Genomic DNA, 21,881 nt, shown 5'->3' on the forward strand with positions numbered 1-21,881 from the left:
GGAGCACACACCGGCAACGGGGCGAGGGCGACGTACGAGGCGCCGGCAGGGGGAGTTCAGCCCTGAAGGCCCATCCGATGTGCCAGCGCCCGGAGTTCGCGGGTCGTGCGGGAAGGCAACTGCCGGTCCAGGAGGGCGGAGACCGTGTCGCGGACCGCCGAGTTGGCGTGGATGCGCTGTGGAGCGGTGCGTTCGGCGGTGAGGAGTTCGGTCACTGCGTCGGTGTCCCGCCCCCGCAGGTGGGCCAGCGAGCGTCCGAGGTCGGCGTGGAAAGCAGCCGTGCGGCCCGGGGCGGCGAGAGTTCGCGGGCGAACGCCCGCTGAGGCTGCGGCCGCGTGACCGTGGCGCCCGAGCTCGGTGTTCAGGCTGACGTGATGGATGCCGACGTTGGTGGGGCCGAAGTTGAGGTGCCATGCCTTGGTCTCGCCAGTTCGTTGCGCGAGTTTCGCGGCTTCGGCCAAGTGCTCGTTGATGTCGCCGGTGCGACGGGCTCCAGACCGGTGGACGTCCTGGGTGAGGCAGGTCGCCCGGATCAGGTGCAGCTCGCCCAGGAGGGCGTACGCGTCGGGGTCCGCCAGGTGCCCTTCGACTTCGTTGGCGGCCTGTTCCGCTCGGCTCAGGGCGAGGTCTGGGCTGCCGGCGGACATCAGCACGTGGGCGTGGAAGAAGCCGGACAGGGCATTACGCAGGGGGTCGTCCAGTTCGGCACTCGCCTCGGCGGCGCGCGTGACGGCGATGAACGCCAGGTCCGGGTAGCCGAGGTACTTGAGCAGCATCGTGCACGCCGGGTGGTAGGCATCAGCGAGGAGCCTTAGTAACTCCGGCCGTTCGGACGGGGAGGCGTGTTCGACCGCAGCGTGCAGGTCTGCAAGCAGGTTCGGCAACTTCCGCGCCAGGATGCCGTAATCGCAGCCGTGATAGAGCTGGTTGGCCTCCGTAACGCGGGCGCTGAGCGCCATGGGCTGACCGGCCGGCGGGGCCTGGCCCGGCGACAAGCCAAGGTTCAGGCCCATCAATGCCAACCGGAGTGCTGGAACGGCCTCGTGGGCCGACGCGGTGGTGAGACCCGTCGAAGCGAATGGCTGACCGGTCAGCTCCGTCGGGGCGATCCGTAGCGCAGTCGCCAAGGCAGTGATGTATCCCGTGCGGTCAAGGTTCCGCTGCCCGTTCTCGACCATCGACAGGAAACCAATCGACAGCCCGGAGAGGCCCGCCAACGTACGCAGAGACATGCCTCTTTGCCGCCGGGCCGACCGCAGCTGCTGCCCGATGTGGTGGGGCTGGTCTTCGCTCATCACGCCGTCATCCGTTGTCCCAGGATCGCTTGATCTCAGCGTAGGCGCCCTGTGACGACGCGTCGACGTGCCCCCGCTCTCAGCGGTGGATTACGGCAGCCCCGCTCGCTGGGCGGCGTCCCTGAGTCGTACGGCCACGTCGGGGTCCGTGACGCGCGCGGACAGTGCGGCCATCAGCTCCCGGGCGAACGGGTCGAGCAGAAACCGCAGCGGAGCGGTCGCCTCGGCCTGCTCAAGATGCTCAGCCGCCTCCTCCGTTCGACCGGCGTGGGCCGCCGCGGCGGCGAGATGGACGAGCAGCGCGGTACGGGCTGCGGGCAACAGTTGCTGCGGCTGGGCGACCAGGGCGTATTCGGCTGCCGCGCCGAAGTCACCGGCCTCGACTGCTACGGCCACGCGGACGGCGGCCACTACGGCGTGCGCATCGTCGCTCTCAGCCCGCTCCGCCACGGCGTCCAAGAGGGAGGTGGCCTTCTCGAGGCGGCCGGCCAGCGCATGCGCGACGGCTTCCAGTAGACGGAGTTGGGCACCCTCAGCGTGATGAACGCGGACCAACGCTTGCTCCGGCAGTCCCAGGTCAAGCAGCAGGCGCACTTGTTCGGCCTGAACCGCACCGGCGTCGGCTCCGCCCGTCCGCACCGCCCGGTGAAGAAGCAGCCAGGCCAGGTCCCGGTAGCCAAGACGACGCAGCAGCCCTGCCGCCACCGCGTGCCCCCGCGAGCGAAGTTCGGCCGCATCGTCCTGGTCGGCACGTGGTGAACCGCCGGCCGAGATCAGAGGAGGCACGGCCAGGGCCAGACCGTGCTCGTCACCGGCACCCTCCGCCGCCTCCGCCACCACGAGAAGGTGCTCCAACTCGTTTCGCTCTGGGGATGTGTGCCCCGTACCCGAGTGGGAGCCGGCCAGTATCCGTCTCACCCGATAGGCGACCGCTCGCACTTCCGCGTGCTCAAGGCTCAGCGGCGGATACGGCTGGCCGGTCAGTTCACCGGCGTCCAGCCCGAGCGCGGAGGCCAGGGCCATCAACGTCCGACGCCGATCCACCCACTCGTGCCCTGCCTCAAGTGCCTCCACCCATGGGACATCCAGTCCGGCGCGAGCGGACAACTCCTCTTGGCTCAGCCCGCGGCGCGCACGCCATACCGCCAACGCCGCTCCGATCGGTCCGGCGGCCGGAGAGCCGTACTCCCGATGTCCCGAGCCTTCCACCGGTCTGCCCACCTCCGTTCGGCGCCGTCCCTACGATGAATTCCAGCGACACAGGGACCCGCGTTCGCCCTCCCCACGTGGCGCGCTCCTGCCCTTGGCGGGACACAGTAATCACGCCGACGCTCCACGGGCCAGCACCCGCTTACCTCGATGCCTCCAGTCCGCCTGCCTGCGACTTCTCATCATTCCAACTAGAGCTGGGGCGCTGGGTGGTGGCCTGTCCTCGTCCCCTCCGCGGATGGCCAGGGCTATGTTCACGACGGTGAACACCTCATGGCGATCGGGCCGATACGTTCTGTTACCCGATCGCGACTGGGAACTGATCCGAGCGAGGTCGTTCACCAGCGGTCCGCAACTGCCGCAGCGCAAGAACGCCCCACCCGGCCTGAGAAGGGAACATCGCTCGTGACCGAAACAACCGCCGAGTCAGCCCACGCCGCCGAACTGCGGGGCAAGCTCGTAGCGGAGTTGATGACCGCCGGCTCGATCGTGTCGAAGGAGGTCGAGGCGGCGTTCCTCACCGTGCCCCGGCATCTCTTCGCGCCCGGAGCGACGCCGGAAGAGGCGTACGCCCCCTTCAACGTTGTGGTCGCCAAACGGGACGAGCACGGGACCACGATCAGCTCGGTGTCCGCACCCTCGGTCCAGGCCGTGATGCTGGAGCAGGCCGGCCTCCGACCGGGCATGCGCTGCCTGGAGATCGGATCCGGCGGCTACAACGCCGCGCTGATGGCGGAGCTGGTCGGTACGGATGGTGAGGTCACGACCCTCGACATCGACCCGGACATCACCGACCGCGCCCGAACCTTCCTCACGGAGACCGGATACGACGACCGGGTGAATGTCGTCCTGGCCGATGGCGAAGAGGGCTGCCCCGAACACGCCCCCTACGACCGGACGATCGTGACCGTCGGGGCCTGGGACATCCCGCCGGCCTGGACTGACCAGCTCACCGAAGACGGCACTTTGACCGTCCCGCTGCGGATGCGCGGCCTGACCCGCTCGATCACCTTCGCCCGCGAAGCCGACCATCTGGTCAGCCGCTCGGCGAAGATCTGCGGCTTCGTGACGATGCAGGGCGCCGGCGCTCACCGGGAACGCCTGCTGCTCCTGCGCGGTGAGGAGATCGGACTGCGGTTCGATGAGGAGTTGTCGGCCGATCCGGATGCCTTGAACGGCGCGCTCGACACCGCGAGGACCGAGCTGTGGACGGGCGTGACGATCGGCCGCGCCGTGCCGTTCGACACACTCCAGATGTGGTTGGCGACAGCGCTCGACGGCTTCTGCCTCATGTCCGTCGACCCGAAACTCGACACGGGACTGGTCGCGCCGCAGAACCGCATGGCCTGCCCGGCGGTCGTCGAGGGTGGTTCCTTCGCCTACCTCGCGCTGCGGAAACTCAACGACGACCCGGACGAGCCGGACCGGACGACCTTCGAGTTCGGCGCGCACGGCTTCGGACCGGAGGCCGCCGCCCTCGCCGAGACGATGGCCGGGCAGATCCGCGTCTGGGACCGCGACCACCGGGCCGGGCCTGGACCGCTCATCACCGTCCACCCCGCTGCCACTGCCGACGAGCAGCTGCCGGAGGGACGAGTCATCACCAAGCGGCACGTCCGCGTGGTCATTTCCTGGCCATCGGCGGCCCTCCCGGCCGCTGGCCAGGCCAGTCAGCAACACCTCGATGAGAAGGAGTGATCCCCATGGCAGAAGCTCTCAGGGGCGCCACGGCGTTCGACATGGAGTTCGAGCTCGACGTGCGCGTGATCGAGGCCGGTCTGCCGGTCCGCGATCTGCTGCGCGACACCAGCGACAACTGCGGCTCGACGTGCTCGGGTACCGCCTGTAGCTCGTACGTGGGCGACCCGGCCTGACCCGGGCAGCCGCTGCCGTCGCGCCGGACGTATCTGACGCCGGCGCTACGGCAGCACCCCGTCCCGCATCGAGCGGCACGGGTGAAGCGAGCCAGACATTCGACGGAGGGGTCATCGTGGGAAGAACGGACAGGCTGCTGTACCGGCATGCCGACGTACTCCTCATTCGGGCGACGACCGCTCCCGAAAGGTTGGCGTTTCCGGAGGACCCCGACCTGTACGGTGCGCCCGAGACGGTGCTGGAGCGGACTTCGGAGTTTCTGGAGCAGGTGTGGCGGCTGGACGACTTTCGCCGTGCGGTCGAGGTCGCCAGCCCCGTCCTCTCGGAGGCCGTTCGCGAGGCGATCGCCGGACCTTTGACAGATGCCCGTCAGGCCCGCCGTCTCGTCCACTCCGTGGCCTCGTACCTCTTGCGCTGGCAGGGCCGGGCGACGCCATTCGGTTTCTTCGCGGGCGTGGCAGCGGCCCGGATAGGCGGCGAAGCAAGCGTCCGGTGGGGGAACCATCACCGCGCGGTGATCCGGGCCGACGCGGAGTGGATGGGCGGAGTCGTCGATCGGCTGGAGCGAATTCCTGAGCTCCTGCAGCGACTGCCGGTAGTGGGGAACGACTCTGCTTTCGTACGCGGAGATCGGCTCGTCATCCCTGGCCAGGCCGCCGATAGCCGACCGGGAGAATCGGCCCCGTTGCAGGTGTCGGTCCGCTTCACCGGGCCGGTCCGTGGCGCCATGGAACTCGCTCGTAGGCCCCTTCCCTATGCCCATTTGGCGAAAGCGCTGGCAGCCAATTACCCGCAGGCATCGCTCGTCCAGATTGAGGCGTTGCTCACTGGACTCGTCAAGGAGCGTTTTCTGCTCACGAGCCTCCGCACTCCGATGACCGTTCCCGACGCCTTGGGACATGTGTGCGCCCAGCTCACGGTCGCCGGGGCCGACGAACTGCCGAGCCTGGCACCCACGGCGCATGAACTTCGCTTTCTCCAGGTCGAGTTGACCCGCCACGATCAGGTGGCATCGCCAGCCGACGCCCAATCGCTCCGCGCCGCGGCGGCCGACCACATGGCGGCCATCTGCGATAGGGCGGCTCAGCCGCTGGTCGTAGAAACCCGTCTGGACTGCGACATCACCGTGCCCGAAGCGGTGATCCGCGAGGCGGAGACGGCAGCCTCCGTACTCCTGCGCTTGACGCCGTACCCGTTCGGTCATCCCCGGTGGAAGGACTTCCACCTCCGCTTCCGGCAGCGCTACGGCGTTGGTGCGGTTGTCCCCGTACGCGATCTGGTTGCCGACGCCGGACTCGGGCTGCCCGCCGACTACCTCGGCTCGGCGCAGAAGACGCCTCCGCGTCCACTCACCAGGCGCGACGAGACGGTGCTGTCCCTGGTCCAGCAAGCAGCGCTCGACGGTGCCGAGGAGATCGTGCTGACCGAGGCGACGATCCAGGCGCTGGCAGTCGGAGACCCGGTCGAGATGCTTCCGCCACCGCGCGCCGAGCTGGCTTTCCAGCTTCACACCGTGTCGAGCGAGGCCCTGCGGCGCGGAGCGTTCCGCCTGATTGTGACCGGGGTCCCCCGGGTCGCGAGCAGTATGGCGGGACGCTTCGCCGAACTGCTGCCGGAGGTCGACCGCCAGCGCGTGAGCCGCGCCTACGCCGCGGTGAGCACCGACGACCCCGAGACGCTCGTGGCCCAACTGGCGTTCGCCCCGAGGCGGCGACGCAGTGAGAACGTCACCCGTACACGGCAGTTGCTGCCGCTGACGATCCCGCTGGCGGAACACCGCGACCCCGACCACGGCAACCTCATCGAGTTGGGCGACCTCGCGGTCACTGCGGATGCCCGCCAGTTCCACCTGCTCCAGCTCTCAACCGGCCGGTACGTCGAGCCGCGCGTCCTGCACGCGCTGGAGGCCGGAACGGTTATGCCGCCCCTGGCCCGCTTCCTGGCCGAGATCACCACGGCGCGCTGCGCCCACTACCAGGCGTTCGACTGGGGCGCCGCGGCACGTCTGCCCTACCTGCCGCGTCTGCGCCACGGCCGGACCGTGCTGGCTCCGGCCCGGTGGCTCCTGAACGCCGCCGACCTCGCTCCGCGTACCGCGGCGAAGTTTGCCTGGGACGCCGCCCTGACCGCGTGGCGTAGCCGGTTACGCGTCCCGACCGCCGTCGTGCTGTGCGAGGTCGACCTACGCCTGCCCCTTGCCCTCGATCGGCCCCTGCACCGGGCGCTGCTGCGTTCCCGTCTCGACCGCACCGGGAACGTCGAGCTACGCGAAGCCCCGTCGTCCGCCGATCTCGCGTGGGTCGGCCGGGCACACGAGTTTCTCTTACCGTTGCGCCTCGTCCGTCCCCGGAGCATTGTCGATCGGCCCTTGATTCAACCCACCCCGGTCCGGCGCGAGGCTGATCATCTGCCGGGTGATTCTTCGCGGCTGCACGTGCGTGTCCACGGGCATCCGGACCGCCAGGACGACATGTTGACCGGCTACCTACCCCGACTTTTCGCTGGATGGGACGACCCGCTGCTTTGGTGGTTCACCCGGCACCGTGACACCACCCGCCCCGACAGCGAGCAGTACCTCGCCTTGTACGCGCGGCTCCCCTCAGCCGGCCATTATGGCGCCGCCGCCAGCCGGGTGAGCGCCCGGGCTGGCGACCTGCGCTCCGTCGGGCTGGTCCCCGGTATCGAGTTCGCCGGCTACCGCCCTGAGACCGGGCGCTACGGCCACGGTCCGGCGATGGCCGCCGCCGAGAAGGTGTTCGCCGCCGACTCGGCCGCTGCTCTCGCCCAGATCGAGCTGGCCCTACGCACGGGCATACCCGCGGAGGCGGTTACCGCTGCGAGCTTCATCGACCTCGTCTGCTCGTACGCCGCAAAGGCAGAGGAGGGCCTGCACCGGCTCACCACCGAACTGCCGCAGGAGCACGGCCGCCTGGATACCGCCCTGCGCGACACGACGTTTCGGCTCGCGGATCCGGGAGACGGTTGGGCCGCCCTGCGCAGCCAACCCGGCGGCGACCGAATCCTGTTGGCCTGGGAGCGGCGGAAGACGGAGCTGGCCGCGTATCGAGAACAGCTCGCTCTCCAGCGGAACGGTCCGCTCTCCGCCCTGCGGTCCCTCCTCCACCAGCACCATGTCCGGGCCTTGGCCGTCGACCCGGAACGAGAACGCATCACCAACCGCTTGGCCCGCGCCGCGGCCTTACGCCTGATCGCCCGCGGCTCCCGGACTTCCTCGTGAACGCCCCGAGGCTTTCTGCCGCCGCCGCTGCGGGAGCCCTCGCCCGTCGCCTGGCTACACCCCCGGCGCTGCCGGCTGACTCGCCACGGCTTGCCCAATCCCTCTACCAGGGCGCTGCCGGGATCGCGCTCGTGCACATCGAGCGTGCACACAACGGCAAAGGCAGCTGGCAGTCGGCGCATGGCTGGGTAACCGCGGCAGCTCGCGCCGGAGTCAGCGCGGCCGACGACAGCGGTCTCCACTTCGGCGCCCCAGCACTCGCCTACGTCCTTCATACGGCGGGGGCCGATGGGATCACCCGCTACGGGAGTGCCCTCGCCAACCTCGACCAACACGTCACCGCACTCACCCACCGCCGTGTAGACGCCGCCCTGGCCCGTATCGACAGCGGCGCGCTCCCCGACTTCGCCGAGTACGACCTGCTGCACGGTCTGACCGGCATCGGCGCGCATCTGCTGCAACACGCCCCGGGAGCAGATGCCTTGGGGCGCGTTCTTGGGTACTTGGTGAGCCTCACCGCGCCCATGCGTTTCGAAGGGACCGTGCTGCCGGGCTGGTGGGTCCCGCACGACCCGCGCCTACGGCGCTCGCCGGACTTCCCCGGCGGCCACGCTAACCTCGGCATCGCGCACGGCATCACCGGACCGCTCGCGCTGTTCGCCCAAGCCCTGCGGCGGGGCGTCACCGTTGACGGACAGCACGAGGCCATCGACACCATCTGCACCTGGCTGGACACCTGGCGGCAGAACGCCGACCTCGGCGTGTGGTGGCCGCAGTGGATCACCCGTGAGGAACTGCGTACCGGGCGCCCGAAACAGCGCGGCCCACTACGGCCGAGCTGGTGCTATGGCACCCCCGGCCTCGCCCGCGCCCAACAGCTCGCCGCTGTCGCGACACACGACACGGCTCGACAGCAGATCGCCGAATCCGCCCTCGCCTGGTGCCTGTCCGACCCCGCGCAGCTCGCCCGGATCACCGACGGCAGCCTCTGCCACGGCTGGGCCGGCCTCCATCAGACGGCCTGGCGTGCCGCCCAAGACGCTCGTACGCCCGAGATCCGGAAGTGCCTCCCGTACATAACGGGCCGCCTTGTCCGATCAGTGCGAGCGGGACCCCAGGAGGAAGGCGAGCAGGAACGCCACAACCCCGGAACCACAGACTCCGACGGACTGCTGGAGGGAGCCGCCGGCCTCGCCCTCGCCCTCCAGACAGTCGCTGATGCCGGATCCCCGATCTCGGCGTGGGACGCGTTTCTCCTGATCAACTGACCCGCTTCCCGACCGAACGAGGGGCCGTCACCGTGACAACACCCGCCGCGCCGCACCGGACGGTGGACGGCGTACTCGCCGTGCTGGCCGGCATCCCGCTCGACCAGGCCGCCGGACGTCTCGCCATGGAACCCGCCGACCTGTCCGACGCCGTCGAGGTGTACCAAGCAGCCGGAGAGGCGGCCCTCGACGCGCAACCTGCGGAGGGCCGTTGGTACCAGGTGCACATCGAGTTCCCCGCCTGGGACGGCGCCGAACAGACAAGCGCCCACCACCTCGGCCCACGTCTGCAACAGCTCACCCCCGCGGTCGGATCCTGGTGGTTCATCCGCAAGGCCCCGTACTGGCGGCTCCGTTGTCGTCCTGGTCCCGGGGGTGCTCTCGCCGATACACGGGCGAGCGTCAACGCGGTCCTGGACAGCCTCACCGCTGCGGGCCCGGTGCGCCGGTGGTGGGAAACGATTTACGAGCCGGAAGTCCTGGCGTTCGGCGGTCCCCAGGGCATGGAGGCCGCCCACGACCTCTTCTCCGCCGACAGCAGCGCCATCCTCGACTACATCCGTCGTCGCGGCGACACGGGCGAGGCCGGTCGCACCCTCGGCCGCCGCGAGCTGTCCGTCCTGCTGTGCAGCGCGCTGTTCCACGGAGCCGGACAGGAGTGGCACGAACAAGGCGACATCTGGCACCGGGTGGCCAGTATGCGCTCCCTGCCTGCGGATACGCCCACCCACCGACTGCATGACCTGACCGCAAGCCTCCGCCGCCTGATGACCGTGGACACCGGCCCCGACAGCCCACTCTTCGCCGCCGACCGGCCCCTGGCCTTCGCGGCACCCTGGGCAACCGCCTTCACCACAGCGGGCCGGTCCCTGGGCCGTGCCGCACACGACGGCACCGTGGAACGCGGCTTACGGGACATCCTCGCCCACCACGTGATCTTCCACTGGAACCGCCTCGGTCTCCCTGGCCGTACTCAGGCCATCCTGGCGCGAGCCGCCCACGACACCGTGATGAATCCGGTCAGCGTGCCGCCCGGCGGCAGCCTCCCGGCTTCCTGATGTACCCACAGCCCGACGACCCGGCCGTGATCGAGCGCATGCGCACTGCCCAACGCCGGGCCTGCTCCGCCTTGGGTGTCCGTCCCGACCTGGTTCCAGGCCCTGCGGAGGCGTGGGGCTGGCAGGGCCGTACGTACGGCCGACCAGTCACCGCTTCCGACGGCCGAGCCTGGCTCCGCCTCGCTGGATCCCTGACCGACCAGATCAACGCCACCTTCTGGAACGGCTCCCTTGAGGCCGAGAAGTCCCTCCCGCCGTCGATACCACGCCCTCGCCTACGCGACGTCCACGACTGGACCGAGGGCTCGTGGAGCTACCGCGCCGAGCTGTATGACTACGAGCCCGAACGTCTCGTCTCCGCCACCCCCACCCTGACGACGGCGCCCGACCTCCCGCCCGCGTGGTGGACGAACCTCGCCACCGCTCTCACCGACATCACCACGGTCCCCACGGACCGCCTCTCCGTCCACCAGCCGTTCCTCGACCGCGCGATGCCCCGCTACCTCGGTACTCCCATCACCACTGAGGCGCCGTCCTGGTCCACCGCCCACGGCGACCTCCACTTCGCCAACCTCTGCGCCCCCACCCTCCGCATCCTCGACTGGGAAGGCTGGGGCCTCGCCCCGACAAGCTACGACGCGGCAGTCCTCCACAGCCACAGCCTCCTCGCTCCAGCCGTCGCCGCCCGCGTCCGCCACGAGCTGGCCCACATCCTCGACACCCCTGCGGGCCGCCACGCCGAACTCGTCGTCATAACTCAACTCCTTCACACCGGCCGCGACTTAGACCTCCTCGCGGCCCTCCGCTCGCGCGCGGCGCATCTGCTGAGCCGTCCACTCCTTCAGAAGTGACCTCTGCGGAGCGAGCACACCGCCTGGTCGGCGCGTTGGTCGCCGCCTGCTGAGCGTGGGAAGGCGGTAACGGTAGTCATGCCCCTGGACAGTCCCCGATGGACTCTGGCACCGTGAGCGGAAGACTTTCCAGTACCTCCCATCGGTACTCGGAGCCGCACCTGCGCAGCTCCACGAGCTGGAAGACCGGGTCCGCGGCGATCCGCAGGCCCCGGTGCGCCGGCCGATCCGGCGGGTCCGGCAGACCCGCGTCTGGCGGACGGACGGGTCCGGCAGGACCGGCAGGACCGGCGGGTCCGCGTCCAGCGGACCGACAGGTCCGACGCCTCCGGCGAGTCGGCGACTCCGCCCGGTCCCGCCAGGCCCGACGGGACCGCAGGACCGGCAGGTCCGTGACCGACAGGACCGGTGGTCTGCAGGGCCCGGGTCCGGCGGGGGCGGTGGTGCTGCCGCTCGCCTTGTCGCGGACGGGGCCGGCGGGGGGTGTCAGGAAAAGGCTTTGCTCCGGTCCGCCTGAGCAGGCATGGTGCGGTCGGTGGATGATGAAACCGGTTCGCGCCCCGGCGCCAAACGCACCGCGCTGCTGCCGGATCTGGCGCCGTGGCGGGACTCGAAGGACTTCCGGCTGATGTGGATGGCCGGAGCCATCACCACGTTCGGGAGTTTCCTGACCGTGGTGGCGCTGCCGGTGCAGCTGAAGGACCTGACCGGGTCGGCCGCCGCGGTCGGCGCGATCGGCGCGGTGGAGCTGGTGCCGCTGATCGTCTTCGGCCTGTACGGCGGGGCGCTGGCCGACGCGATGGACCGCAAGGTGCTGATCAACGCCACCGAGGCGGCGCAGGGGCTGCTGGCACTGGGCCTGCTGGTGAACACGCTGCTGCCGCACCCCATGGTGTGGCTGCTCTATGTGATGGCCGCGCTGTCGAGCGCCCTGACCGGCCTGCAGCGCCCCGCGCTGGACGCGATCGTGCAGCGGATCGTGCCGCGCGAGCAGCTGGCCGCGGCGGCCTCGCTCAACGCCCTGCGCTGGCAGGTGGGCGCCATCGCCGGCCCCTCCGTCGCCGGTCTGGTGATCGCCTGGGCCGGGCTGAGCTGGGCGTACGCCGCCGACGCGGCCACCTTCGCGGTCTCGGTCTGCCTGGGCCTCGGCCTGCGCCGCTCCCCCGCGGCCCACGACGCCGTACCGCCGTCGCTGCGCGGCATCGCGGCGGGCGCCCGCTACGCCTGGAGCCGCAAGGAACTCCTCGGCACCTACGCGATCGACCTGGCCGCGATGTTCTTCGCCTACCCGGTGGCGGTCTACCCGTTCCTCGCCGACGACCTGCACGCGCCCTGGTCGCTGGGGCTGATGTACGCGGCGGGTTCGGTGGGCTCGCTGCTGGTGAGTCTGACCAGCGGCTGGTCGACGCGGGTGCACCGGCACGGGCGGATGGTGGTGCTCGCGGCGGCCGGCTGGGGCGCCGCGATGGCCTGCGCCGGGTGGGCCGGGGAGATCTGGCTGGTGCTGCTCTTCCTGACCGCGGCCGGCGGGCTCGACATGATCAGCGGCATCGGCCGCAGCACCATGTGGAACCAGACCATCCCCGACGAACTGCGCGGCCGGCTGGCCGGCATCGAGCTGCTCTCCTACTCGGTCGGCCCGCAGCTGGGCCAGGTCCGCTCCGGCGGGGTGGCCGCGATCAGCTCCGCCCGGGCCTCGGTCTGGTCCGGCGGCCTGGCCTGCGTCGCCGCGGTGGGCCTGGTGGCGGTGGCGCTGCCCGCGCTGACGCGGTACGACGCGCGCGCCGCGGTGGGCCTGGTGGCGGTGGTGCCTGTGGGCCTGGAGGCCGGCTGATCCGGGGGGCCGGCCGCGGCGGGGCGGGCTACTTGTCGCCCTCCGGGTCGTCGCCCTTGTCGTGCCAGCGCGGGTCGGTGTCCCACTCCAGGTTCCGTTCCGCCGCCGCGTCCATCGCGCGCTGCGCCTCCTCGCGGGACGGATAGGGGCCGAAGCGGTCCTTGGCCGGGCAGTTGGGACCCTCCTCGACGGTCTTGTGCTCCAGGCAGTAGAACCACTCGCCCGGCTTGCCGGCCGGCTTGCGGGCCTTGAACAGCGCCATGGTCGTCCTCCGAGGTGTCCGGGCTGGTGTCCCTGCCGCCAGCTTGCCCCAAGGAGCGCCGATACACTCGTCGGCATGTCTGGTCAGTCACTGCTCGTCCCCGGGAAACTGTCGCCCACCCGGCATGTCCCCGCCTCGATTCCGCGCCCCGAGTACGTCGGGAAGCCGGGCCCCACCCCGTACACCGGGCCGGAGGTGCAGGACGAGGAGACCGTCGCGAAGATGCGGATCGCCTCCCGGATCGCCGCCCGGGCGATGGAGGAGGCGGCGAAGGCCATCGCGCCCGGGGTGACCACCGACGAGCTGGACCGGATCGCGCACGAGTACATGGTCGGCCACCAGGCGTATCCCTCGGACCTGGGGTACCGGGGCTTCCCCAAGTCGCTGTGCACCTCGCTCAATGAGGTGATCTGCCACGGCATCCCGGACTCCACGGTGCTGCGGGACGGCGACATCGTGAACCTGGACGTGACCGCGTACATCCACGGGGTGCACGGCGACTGCAACGCCACCTACTTCGTCGGCGACGTGGACGAGGAGTCGCGGCTGCTGGTGGAGCGGACCCGGGAGTCGCTGGACCGGGCGATCAAGGCGGTACGGCCGGGGCGGCAGATCAATGTGATCGGCCGGGTCATCGAGTCGTACGCCCGGCGCTTCGGGTACGGGGTGGTCCGGGACTTCACCGGCCACGGGATCAACACCTCGTTCCACTCCGGGCTGATCATCCCGCACTACGACGACCCGCGGGCCACCACCGTGATGCGGCCCGGGATGACCTTCACCATCGAGCCGATGCTGACGCTGGGCACCCACGAGTACGACATCTGGGACGACGGCTGGACGGTCGTCACCAAGGACCGTAAGCGGACCGCCCAGTTCGAGCACACGCTGGTCGTCACCGCGGACGGGGCCGAGGTCCTGACGCTGCCCTGAGCGGCGGCGCCCGGTAGGGTGGCCGCGTTTCCGCCGGGGAGGCGGGGCGGCCCGCGCGACGGACCGCGCGGGACAGCGGGGGCCACCATGACATTCCAGGGGCCCCAGGGGATACGAGGGGGCAGGCACGTCATGATCCGCCGCAGGCTGCGCTGGGGGGCGGCGCTCCTCGCGCTGGCCGCGCCACTGACCGGCTGTATGACCGTGCACGGCGAGCGGGAGAACGTCCCCTCCGTCCAACCCGCCAGGGCCGCCGAGGTGTTGACGCACTTCGCGGCGGTCAACAACGCGGCCACCAAGGCGTACGACCCGGCGCTGATCGGCACCGTCGAGGCCGGTCCGCTGGGCGCGATCGACCAGGCGGGGCTGCGGGCGAAGCACGCCAACCACCCGGCGGGCAACCCGTCCTTCCGGCCGCTGGCCTTCTCCGACGCCCACTTCCTGATACCCCGCCAGGTCGGCTGGCCGAAGTTCTTCGTGGCCGACGCGGCCGTCAACCGCGGCGCCGGCAGCCGCTGGCTGCTGGTCTTCCGGCGGGCCGCGGCCGATCTGCCGTGGAAGGCGGACTTCCTGGCCGCCCCGGCCGCCGGGCAGGTGCCCGCGACGGCCACCGACGAGCACGGCAACGCGGTGGCCGTACCGGCGGCGGGCACCGACCTGCTGGTGCAGCCGGGGCAGGTGGCGACGGCGTACACCGCCTACCTCCAGCAGGGCACCGGCGGGCAGTTCGCGAGCGGGAACGCGACCTCGCAGCTGCGGGCCAACCGGGCGAGCCGGGCGCGGACCGCCAACTCGGTGACGCAGTACGCCGACCAGCCGGCGCGGGGCGGTGACTTCGAGCCGGTGGCGCTGCGGACGAAGGACGGCGGCGCGCTGGTCTTCTTCGGCACCCGGCACCAGTCGCGGGCGACCTACCGTGCCGGTTACCGGCTGACGGTGGACCCGGACACCAAAGCGCTCATGACGGGCACCCCGAAGACCTCGGTGACGCTCTCCACCGTGGGCCAGCAACTGGTGGCGGTGCCGGAGAGCGGCGGTTCCGCGAAGGTGACGTTCCTCAGCCGGGTGACCGGGCTGGTCGCGGCGACCGGCCAGTAGGCGCGGCCGGTACGGCCCGGGGGCTCAGCGTCCCCAGGCCATCGATTCGGACTCGGTCTCGTAACCGAACTGGGCGCACGCGTCACTGAGGATGGCGAGCACCGGCAGCGGGTCGGGCAGCGGCAGATCGGGGCCGTGGCCCTCCAGCCAGCTCACCGTCTCACCGGAGGGCAGCCGGGCCGGGGGGAGCAGGACGTAGCTGCCGCGGCAGTGCCAGCGGATGCCGGGGTGCTCGTCGGCGGTCTCGGGGTGGCAGTCCAGCTGGCACGGCCACCACTCGTCCTCGTCCGCCGGGGTGCCGCGGGTCGCGGTGAAGAAGAGCAGCCGGCCCTCGCCCTGGGCGGCGACCGGGCCGAGGGTGGCGGAGTCGGCGGTGAGCCGTTCCAGCGCGAGGCGGCCCGCCTCGGCGGGGACGTCGAGCACGTCGTGGGTGATGCCGGTGGCGGTGACGAAATTGGCCAGCGGCTGCGTGCGCAACCACTGGCCGACCTGCTCCGCTTCGGTGCTCGCCTGCGTCTGCCAGGCGAGCGAGACCGGGTGGAGCCCGGGGATGGGACATCCGATGCGGTCGCACGAGCAGCCGTAGCCGTCCGGATACGCGGCGGGGGCGAGCGGCAGGCCGGCGCCGGCGGCCGCGGTGATCAGTTCGTCACGGTGGGCGGTGACGAGCGCCTGGCGGGCGTCACGGGAGCGGGAGGCGCGGGTCTCCTTGGCCGGGCGGGCGAAGTCCCGGTCGAAGCCGCGGACGGAACTCTGGTCGAAGCCCCGGGCAGAACCTGAAGCACTGTCCGCACCGCGTCGCAGCCAGCCGGACAACCTGTTCTTGCCTGCCATCGAGCTCCTTCCCTCGCTCCGGCCCGTCCCCGGTCCGGCCCCCGTCCATCGCGGTACACGGTACGCGGACGGTTGGGGCCATCCTCCCCCTTGGCTGGAATGAACACCCACCCGGGGTGGAAAGCTTCCTTCCGACTCTTCCCGACAAGTTGTCGGGAAATCATTGACTTAGGTATACCTAAGTTGCCAGGATCGAGCCGGTGGCACCGGCCGGTCCACCGCCTGCGACCCGGGAGGTCCCGTTGACGCCGACGCCTTTCTCCACTGTCATCCGTACCGCGAGCCGGCAGCAGCACACCGAGGCGGAGAACTCGGCTTTCATGTCGGACCTGCTGGGAGGCCGGCTCGGGGTGGCCGCGTACGCCCGGTACACCGAGCAGCTCTGGTACGTCTACCGGGCGCTGGAGGACGGTGCCGTGCGGCTGGCGGACGATCCGGTGGCGGGGCCCTTCCTCAGACCCGAACTCCTCCGGGTGGCGTCCCTGGAGCGGGACCTCGACCATCTGCTCGGCCCCGGCTGGCAGGACCGCGCCCAGCCGCTTCCGGCCACCGCCCGCTACGCCGCCCGGGTCACGGAGGTCGCCCGCGACTGGCCGGCCGGTTATGTCGCCCACCACTACACCCGCTACCTCGGCGACCTCTCCGGCGGCCAGGTGATCCGGGGCATCGCCGAGAAGAGCTGGGGCTTCGAGCACAGGGGCGACGGCGTGCGCTTCTACGTCTTCGAGGGCATCCCCAACCCCGCCGCCTTCAAGCGGGAGTACCGGGAGCTGCTGGACGCCCTGGCGGTGGACGAGCTGGAGCGGCTGCGGGTGGTGGAGGAGTGCGGGAACGCCTTCACGCTGAACACGGACGTCTTCGCGGAACTCGGGGCGGCCTTCCCGCTGAGCGCCTGAGACACCGGGGCGGGCGGGGTTCCGCCGGGCGGGGACCCGCGCGGGGTCCCCACCCGGGGCTCGCGGTGTCGGCCGCGGGTTCGGGAGGTCAGCCGGGGCGGATCCGGGTACGGCGGAAGAACGGCACGGGGACTCCTCCGGACTGCCAGGCAAGGTAAGGCTAACCTAACCCACCGACCGGTTCGGGGAACACCTCCCGCGGGGCAGGAACGCGACCGCCCCCGGTGCGCACAGACAGATCCGGCCGCACAATGCAGCCATAGGCTCTGCGTCCTCCCGGCGGGCCGACCGTCCGCCCGGGGGGACGATTCCGTGCAGGTCAGGCACTCAACCACCCTCCGAGGAGCCCCCATTGCGCAGTGCGACGCCCCGCCGGTATCTGATGTGCCCGCCGGCGCACTTCCGCGTGACGTACTCGATCAACCCGTGGATGGACCCGACCAAGCCGGTCGACCCGGCGCTGGCCCTGTTCCAGTGGGAGGACCTGCGGGACCGGTACCGGGCCCTCGGCCACACCGTCGAGGTGATGGACCCGCTGCCCGGCCTGCCCGACATGGTCTTCGCGGCCAACGGCGCCACCGTGGTCGGCGGCCGGGTACTGGGCGCGCGGTTCGCCAATCCGGAGCGGACCGCCGAGGCGCCCGCGCACCTCGCCTGGTTCCGGGCCGCCGGCTTCGCCGAGGTCCGCGAGCCCGAGCACGTCAACGAAGGGGAGGGCGACTTCGCGGTCACCGCCTCCTGGCTGCTGGCCGGGCAGGGCTTCCGGAGCAGCCCGCTCGCGCACGACGAGGCGCAGGAGTTCTTCGGGCGGCCGGTGGTCAGCCTGGAACTCACCGACCCGCGCTACTACCACCTGGACACCGCCCTCGCGGTACTGGACGACGCCCGGGACGAGATCATGTACTACCCGGGCGCCTTCTCCGCGGACAGCCGCACGGTACTGGCCCGGCTCTTCCCCGACGCCCTGCAGGCCACTGAGGAGGACGCCGCCGTGCTCGGGCTCAACGCGGTCAGCGACGGCCGCAACGTCCTGCTGCCCCGGGCCGCCACCGGACTGCGGGAACCCCTGCGGGCCCGGGGCTTCGAACCCGTCCCGGTCGACATGTCGGAGCTGCACAAGGCGGGCGGCAGCGTGAAGTGCTGCACCCAGGAACTCAGGCCGGGCCGGGTCTGACACACAGCGGCGTCCGCCCGCGGGACCGGCAGGACACGTCGGACGCGGCGCGGCGCCGCGGCACCTGCCCTGCCTGCGGCTTGCCCCCGTAAGGTGCCGCCATGCCCACTACGACCCACGCCTCGTACGACGCCGTGATCGTCGGCGGCGGCCACAACGGACTGGTCGCCGCCGCCTATCTGGCCCGCGCCGGACGCCGGGTGCTGCTGCTGGAGCGGCTGCCCGGCACCGGCGGGGCCGCGGTGTCCACCCGGGCGTTCACCGGGGTGGACGCGCGGCTGTCGCGCTACTCCTATCTGGTGAGCCTGCTGCCCCGGAAGATCACCGACGAGCTCGGCCTGCGCTTCGCGGTCCGCCGCCGCCGGATCTCCTCCTACACCCCGGCCGGTGACACCGGACTGCTCGTGGACGCCGAGGACGACGGCCGCACCCGGCAGCAGTTCCGGGAACTCACCGGCTCCGACCGGGACTTCGAGGCTTGGCAGCGGTTCTACGCGATGACCCGCCGGGTCGCGGAAGCCGTCTTCCCGACGCTCACCGAGCCGCTGCCCGGCCGCGCCGAACTCGAACGCCGGATCGGCGACCCGGCCGCCTGGGGCGCGCTCTTCGAGGAGCCGCTGGGCGTGACGGTGGAGCGGGAGTTCAGCGACGACCTGATCCGCGGGGTGGTCCTCACCGACGCGCTGATCGGCACCTTCACCCACGCCCACGACCCCTCACTGCGGCAGAACCGCTGCTTCCTCTACCACGTGATCGGCGGCGGCACCGGCGACTGGGACGTGCCCATCGGCGGCATGGGCGCCTTCACCGACGCGCTGGCGGCGGCGGCCCGCGCGGCCGGCGCGGAGATCGTCACCGGCGCCGAGGTGACCTCGATCGCCACCGACGGCGTACACGCGGAGGTGACGTACGGAGAGGGCCTGACCGTCGGCACCCGGCACGTCCTGGTCAACGCCTCGCCGTACGCCCTGGCCGGGCTGCTCGGCCAGGAGCCGCCGCCCCGGCCCGAGGGCGCCCAGCTGAAGGTCAACATGCTGCTGCGCCGGCTGCCGGCCCTGCGGGACACCGCGGTGGACCCCCGGGAGGCGTTCGCCGGCACCTTCCACATCGCCGAGTCCTACCGGCAGTTGCAGACCGCGTACGAACAGGCCGCGGCGGGCCGGCTGCCGGACGCGCCGCCGTCGGAGATCTACTGCCACAGCCTCACCGACCCCTCGGTCCTCTCCCCCGAACTGGCCGCGCGGGGCACGCACACGCTGACCCTCTTCGGTCTGCACGCGCCCGCCCGGCTCTTCGAGGACGACCCGCGGGGCGCCAAGGAAGCGCTGCTGGCGGCGACACTGGCGCAACTGGACGCGGTGCTGGCCGAGCCGCTCGCGGACTGCCTGGCGCTGGACGCGGACGGCCGGCCCTGCCTGGAGGCGAAGTCGCCACTGGACCTGGAGCGCGAGGTGGGGCTGCCGGGCGGTCACATCTTCCACAAGGACCTGTCCTGGCCGTACGCCGACGGAACGGACGGCGTGCACGGCGCGGAGGACGTGACGAGCACCACCGGGCGGTGGGGAGTCGGCACGGGGTATGCGAACGTCTATCTCTGCGGCGCGGGCGCGGTCCGCGGCGGCGGAGTCAGCGGTGTCCCGGGGCACAACGCGGCCATGGCGGTACTGGAGAAGGCATGATGACCCACAGGCCAAGGATCATTCACCACAAGAACGGCACCCGTCGCTCCATCGGCCGCCAGTGGCTGCGCGGTGGCAGCAAGTGGCACACCCTCGGCGAGGACGGCGGCCTGCCGCGGCAGCGGCGCCGCACCGCCGACGTGGTGGTGGACTGCGCGGTGTACGAGGACGGCTGCCGGGTGGCGTCGCTGCCGCCGGGCGAGGCGCTGGCGGCGGCGCGGAAGCGGCCGGGCGGGTTCGCGTGGATAGGGCTGCACCAGCCGGAGCAGGAGCACCTGGCCGAGATCGCCGAGGTGTTCGGGCTGCACCCGCTCGCGGTGGAGGACGCGGTGCAGGCCCACCAGCGGCCGAAGCTGGAGCGGTACGGCGACACGCTCTTCCTGGTGCTGAAGACGATCGTCTTCGTGGAGCACGAGAAGCTCACCGCGACGAGCGAGGTGGTCGACACCGGCGAGCTGATGATCTTCCTGGGCACCGACTTCGTGGTGGTGGTACGGCACGGCAGCGCGCCCGGCCTCACCCGGGTGCGGCGGGCGCTGGAGCAGCACCCGGAGATGCTGGGGCACGGGCCGGCCGCGGTGCTGCACGCCATCACCGACCAGGTGGTCGACGACTACCTGGACGTCGCCGACGAGGTCGAACTCGACGTGGAGGAACTGGAGTCGGACGTCTTCTCGGCGACCCACGGGGACGACGCCGAGCGGATCTACCAGCTCAAGCGGGAGCTGATCGAGTTCAAACGGGCGGTGCACCCGATGGCCCGGCCGCTGCAGCGGCTCAGCGAGGAGTCCGACGCGCTGATCAACGCGGAGATGGGGCGCTACTTCCGGGATGTCGCGGACCATCTGTCGCAGGTGCGGGAGCGGTTGGCGGGTTACAGCGAGCTGGTGGACGGGCTGCTGGCGGCGAATCTCAGCCAACTGGCGGTGCAGCAGAACGTGGACATGCGCCGGATCAGTGCCTCAGCCGCGATCCTGGCCATCCCCACCATGATCGCCGGCTTCTACGGCATGAACTTCGACCACATGCCCGAGCTCCGCTGGACCTTCGGATATCCGCTGATGCTGGGCGTGACGGCGGCGCTGTCGGCCCTGTGCTACCGCGCGTTCCGCCGGTACGGCTGGCTCTAGCCGGCCGGCTCCGGCGGCCAGGAGTCTCCCCAGTCGACGGTGCGGGCGGTGCGGTAGAGGGGGCCCTGCCGTTTGGAGACCGGGGTGCGGGTGAGGCCGTCGGCGGTGGTGCACAGGTCGAGGAGGACCAGGCCCTTGCGGATCTGGGGGTGGCGCACCACACGGTTGGCGGCCGGGCCCGCGGTGACGGCGGCGGGGCGGACCGCGGCCACATAGGAGAACTTCTCGTCCTCGTAGGGCAGCGTGCCGCCCTTGATCTGGCGGTGGAGGGACGTACGGGGGACGCGGGCGGCGAAGTGGCACCAGTCGTTGCCGGTGACCGGGCAGGCCGCGTCGTGCGGGCAGGGAGCCAGTACGGTCAGGCCGGCGCCGATCAGCCGGTCGCGGGCCTCGATGACCCGGGCGTAGCCGTCGGGGGTGCCGGGTTCGACGACCACGACGGCGCCCCGGGCGGCGGTCGCGGCGGCGTCGACGAGCGAGGTCCGGTCGGCGCGGGTGAGTTCGCCGATCACATAGGAGACGGTGATCAGGTCGGCCGCGGGCAGCTGGGCGGAGGCGCCGAGCGGCGCCCTGGTCCACTCGGCGTCGCGGACGGCGGGTTCCTCGGCCTGCCGGGCCAGCCGGCGGCCGAGGTCGAGCGCGGCCTGCGACCAGTCCAGCACCGTACTGGCGTGCCGCGCGGGGTCCCACGCGTCGGCCGCGGCCCAGGTGGCCGCGCCTGTCCCGCCGCCCAGGTCCAGGTGCGTGGCCGGCGCCCAGCCGCCCGCCCGCTCCCGCAGGGCGCCCAGCGCGGTCCGCACCGCGGCGTAGGTGGCGGGCATCCGGTACGCGGCATAGGCGGCGGCGTCCGCCGCTTCGCGCAGGATCGGGGCGGCGGTCGGCGTCGTACCGCGGTAGTTCTCGATCAGCCGCTCGACCTGCGCGGAGGCGTGGCTCGGCGCGGTGGCGTGCAGCTGGTCGGCGAGTGCGTGGCGGAGATCGTCCGGCAGGGGAACTGTGGGCACAAGCCCCAACTGTAAGGGCCGGTCACACCGGTATCGTCCCCCTTACCGCGAGTGCCCCCAGAAGCGCCATAGCCGCGTGAACTCGGTCATAACATCGGCTCGAATCTGTGCAATCCGCAGCGGAGCACCACCCGGTTGGCCTAGCGTTCGCAGTTGTCAGGGCGCGTCCAGTGCTTGGGGAAGTGCTGGAACGCTCAGCAGTCGCGATGTGCCATGGGGGGTCCATGCGGCGTATCGGAGCAA

At 71.4% G+C, this 21,881-nt stretch carries 18 protein-coding genes; 13 read left to right on the forward strand and 5 right to left on the reverse strand.

Features of this window, described 5'->3' with window-relative positions; genetic code table 11:
• Nucleotides 1-56: 56 nt before the first annotated feature.
• Nucleotides 57-1,295 (reverse strand): helix-turn-helix domain-containing protein, encoded by a 1,239-nt coding sequence (locus tag OG552_RS09350; protein ID WP_329131157.1) that lies wholly within the window; start codon nt 1,293-1,295, stop codon nt 57-59.
• 90 nt (nt 1,296-1,385) lie between these two features.
• A complete protein-coding gene (locus tag OG552_RS09355; protein WP_329131158.1) occupies nt 1,386-2,516 on the reverse strand; it encodes a helix-turn-helix transcriptional regulator in 1,131 nt (376 codons plus the stop codon).
• Between the two features lie 393 nt (nt 2,517-2,909).
• Here OG552_RS09355 and fxlM point away from each other — a divergent pair, with 393 nt between their 5' ends.
• The 7 genes from fxlM (at nt 2,910) to OG552_RS09390 (ending at nt 12,628) form a co-directional block, all read left to right on the forward strand.
• On the forward strand, nt 2,910-4,202 hold the full coding sequence (fxlM, locus tag OG552_RS09360; protein ID WP_329131160.1) for a methyltransferase, FxLD system: 1,293 nt from the start codon (nt 2,910-2,912) through the stop codon (nt 4,200-4,202).
• Nucleotides 4,203-4,207: 5 nt separating this feature from the next.
• Complete coding sequence (locus OG552_RS09365; RefSeq protein WP_329131163.1) at nt 4,208-4,378, forward strand: FxLD family lanthipeptide; 171 nt, start codon at nt 4,208-4,210, stop codon at nt 4,376-4,378.
• Nucleotides 4,379-4,494: 116 nt separating this feature from the next.
• Nucleotides 4,495-7,617 carry a lantibiotic dehydratase gene (locus OG552_RS09370; protein ID WP_329131165.1) on the forward strand — a complete coding sequence of 1,041 codons (3,123 nt, stop codon included), beginning with the start codon at nt 4,495-4,497 and terminating at the stop codon, nt 7,615-7,617.
• Nucleotides 7,614-8,885 carry a lanthionine synthetase C family protein gene (locus tag OG552_RS09375; RefSeq protein WP_329131167.1) on the forward strand — a complete coding sequence of 424 codons (1,272 nt, stop codon included), beginning with the start codon at nt 7,614-7,616 and terminating at the stop codon, nt 8,883-8,885. Before OG552_RS09370 ends, OG552_RS09375 begins: the two co-directional genes overlap by 4 nt.
• Nucleotides 8,886-8,917: 32 nt before the next feature.
• A complete protein-coding gene (locus OG552_RS09380; protein ID WP_329131169.1) occupies nt 8,918-9,943 on the forward strand; it encodes a thiopeptide-type bacteriocin biosynthesis protein in 1,026 nt (341 codons plus the stop codon).
• A gap of 38 nt (nt 9,944-9,981) precedes the next feature.
• Nucleotides 9,982-10,794: a hypothetical protein gene (locus OG552_RS09385; RefSeq protein WP_329131171.1), complete on the forward strand. Its 813-nt coding sequence runs from the start codon at nt 9,982-9,984 to the stop codon at nt 10,792-10,794.
• A gap of 523 nt (nt 10,795-11,317) precedes the next feature.
• Nucleotides 11,318-12,628: an MFS transporter gene (locus tag OG552_RS09390; protein WP_443070898.1), complete on the forward strand. Its 1,311-nt coding sequence runs from the start codon at nt 11,318-11,320 to the stop codon at nt 12,626-12,628.
• Nucleotides 12,629-12,656: 28 nt separating this feature from the next.
• Here OG552_RS09390 and OG552_RS09395 read toward each other — a convergent pair whose 3' ends face one another.
• A complete protein-coding gene (locus OG552_RS09395) occupies nt 12,657-12,890 on the reverse strand; it encodes a hypothetical protein (protein WP_329131173.1) in 234 nt (77 codons plus the stop codon).
• A 75-nt stretch (nt 12,891-12,965) separates the two neighbouring features.
• Here OG552_RS09395 and map point away from each other — a divergent pair, with 75 nt between their 5' ends.
• Together map and OG552_RS09405 are read left to right on the forward strand one after the other, a co-directional pair.
• Nucleotides 12,966-13,823: a type I methionyl aminopeptidase gene (gene map, locus OG552_RS09400; protein ID WP_329131175.1), complete on the forward strand. Its 858-nt coding sequence runs from the start codon at nt 12,966-12,968 to the stop codon at nt 13,821-13,823.
• Nucleotides 13,824-13,955: 132 nt separating this feature from the next.
• The gene (locus OG552_RS09405; RefSeq protein ID WP_329131178.1) at nt 13,956-14,921 is read left to right on the forward strand and encodes a hypothetical protein; all 966 of its coding nucleotides are present in this window, start codon (nt 13,956-13,958) and stop codon (nt 14,919-14,921) included.
• A 24-nt stretch (nt 14,922-14,945) separates the two neighbouring features.
• On the opposite strand, the gene OG552_RS09410 is transcribed toward OG552_RS09405, so the two are convergent.
• Nucleotides 14,946-15,755 carry a bifunctional DNA primase/polymerase gene (locus OG552_RS09410; protein WP_329131180.1) on the reverse strand — a complete coding sequence of 270 codons (810 nt, stop codon included), beginning with the start codon at nt 15,753-15,755 and terminating at the stop codon, nt 14,946-14,948.
• A 242-nt stretch (nt 15,756-15,997) separates the two neighbouring features.
• Between OG552_RS09410 and OG552_RS09415 the strand changes: the two genes are divergently transcribed.
• The 4 genes from OG552_RS09415 to corA all read left to right on the forward strand — a co-directional run bounded on the left by OG552_RS09415 (nt 15,998) and on the right by corA (nt 20,634).
• On the forward strand, nt 15,998-16,651 hold the full coding sequence (locus tag OG552_RS09415; protein WP_329131182.1) for a biliverdin-producing heme oxygenase: 654 nt from the start codon (nt 15,998-16,000) through the stop codon (nt 16,649-16,651).
• A 352-nt stretch (nt 16,652-17,003) separates the two neighbouring features.
• Nucleotides 17,004-17,825 (forward strand): dimethylargininase, encoded by an 822-nt coding sequence (gene ddaH / locus OG552_RS09420; protein ID WP_443070899.1) that lies wholly within the window; start codon nt 17,004-17,006, stop codon nt 17,823-17,825.
• Between the two features lie 101 nt (nt 17,826-17,926).
• Nucleotides 17,927-19,504 carry a phytoene desaturase family protein gene (locus tag OG552_RS09425; protein WP_329131184.1) on the forward strand — a complete coding sequence of 526 codons (1,578 nt, stop codon included), beginning with the start codon at nt 17,927-17,929 and terminating at the stop codon, nt 19,502-19,504.
• Nucleotides 19,504-20,634, forward strand: a complete 1,131-nt coding sequence (gene corA / locus OG552_RS09430; protein WP_329131186.1) for a magnesium/cobalt transporter CorA — start codon at nt 19,504-19,506, stop codon at nt 20,632-20,634. Before OG552_RS09425 ends, corA begins: the two co-directional genes overlap by 1 nt.
• Here the strand turns inward: corA and OG552_RS09435 are convergent.
• Nucleotides 20,631-21,638: a small ribosomal subunit Rsm22 family protein gene (locus OG552_RS09435; protein WP_443070900.1), complete on the reverse strand. Its 1,008-nt coding sequence runs from the start codon at nt 21,636-21,638 to the stop codon at nt 20,631-20,633. The two genes, corA and OG552_RS09435, sit on opposite strands and share 4 nt — an antisense overlap.
• Nucleotides 21,639-21,881: the final 243 nt, after the last annotated feature.

It is taken from the genome of Streptomyces sp. NBC_01476 (assembly GCF_036227265.1).
Taxonomy (GTDB): Bacteria; Actinomycetota; Actinomycetes; order Streptomycetales; family Streptomycetaceae; genus Actinacidiphila.

Bases quoted from the DNA above. Each gene is read 5' to 3' on its own strand.
- corA (WP_329131186.1), top strand. From the start codon at position 19,504: ATGACCCACAGGCCAAGGATCATTCACCACAAGAACGGCACCCGTCGC.
- OG552_RS09390 (WP_443070898.1), top strand. From the start codon at position 11,318: ATGGTGCGGTCGGTGGATGATGAAACCGGTTCGCGCCCCGGCGCCAAA.
- OG552_RS09350 (WP_329131157.1), bottom strand. From the start codon at position 1,295: ATGAGCGAAGACCAGCCCCACCACATCGGGCAGCAGCTGCGGTCGGCC.
- OG552_RS09405 (WP_329131178.1), top strand. From the start codon at position 13,956: ATGATCCGCCGCAGGCTGCGCTGGGGGGCGGCGCTCCTCGCGCTGGCC.
- OG552_RS09395 (WP_329131173.1), bottom strand. From the start codon at position 12,890: ATGGCGCTGTTCAAGGCCCGCAAGCCGGCCGGCAAGCCGGGCGAGTGG.
- map (WP_329131175.1), top strand. From the start codon at position 12,966: ATGTCTGGTCAGTCACTGCTCGTCCCCGGGAAACTGTCGCCCACCCGG.
- OG552_RS09385 (WP_329131171.1), top strand. From the start codon at position 9,982: ATGCGCACTGCCCAACGCCGGGCCTGCTCCGCCTTGGGTGTCCGTCCC.
- OG552_RS09365 (WP_329131163.1), top strand. From the start codon at position 4,208: ATGGCAGAAGCTCTCAGGGGCGCCACGGCGTTCGACATGGAGTTCGAG.
- OG552_RS09425 (WP_329131184.1), top strand. From the start codon at position 17,927: ATGCCCACTACGACCCACGCCTCGTACGACGCCGTGATCGTCGGCGGC.
- OG552_RS09410 (WP_329131180.1), bottom strand. From the start codon at position 15,755: ATGGCAGGCAAGAACAGGTTGTCCGGCTGGCTGCGACGCGGTGCGGAC.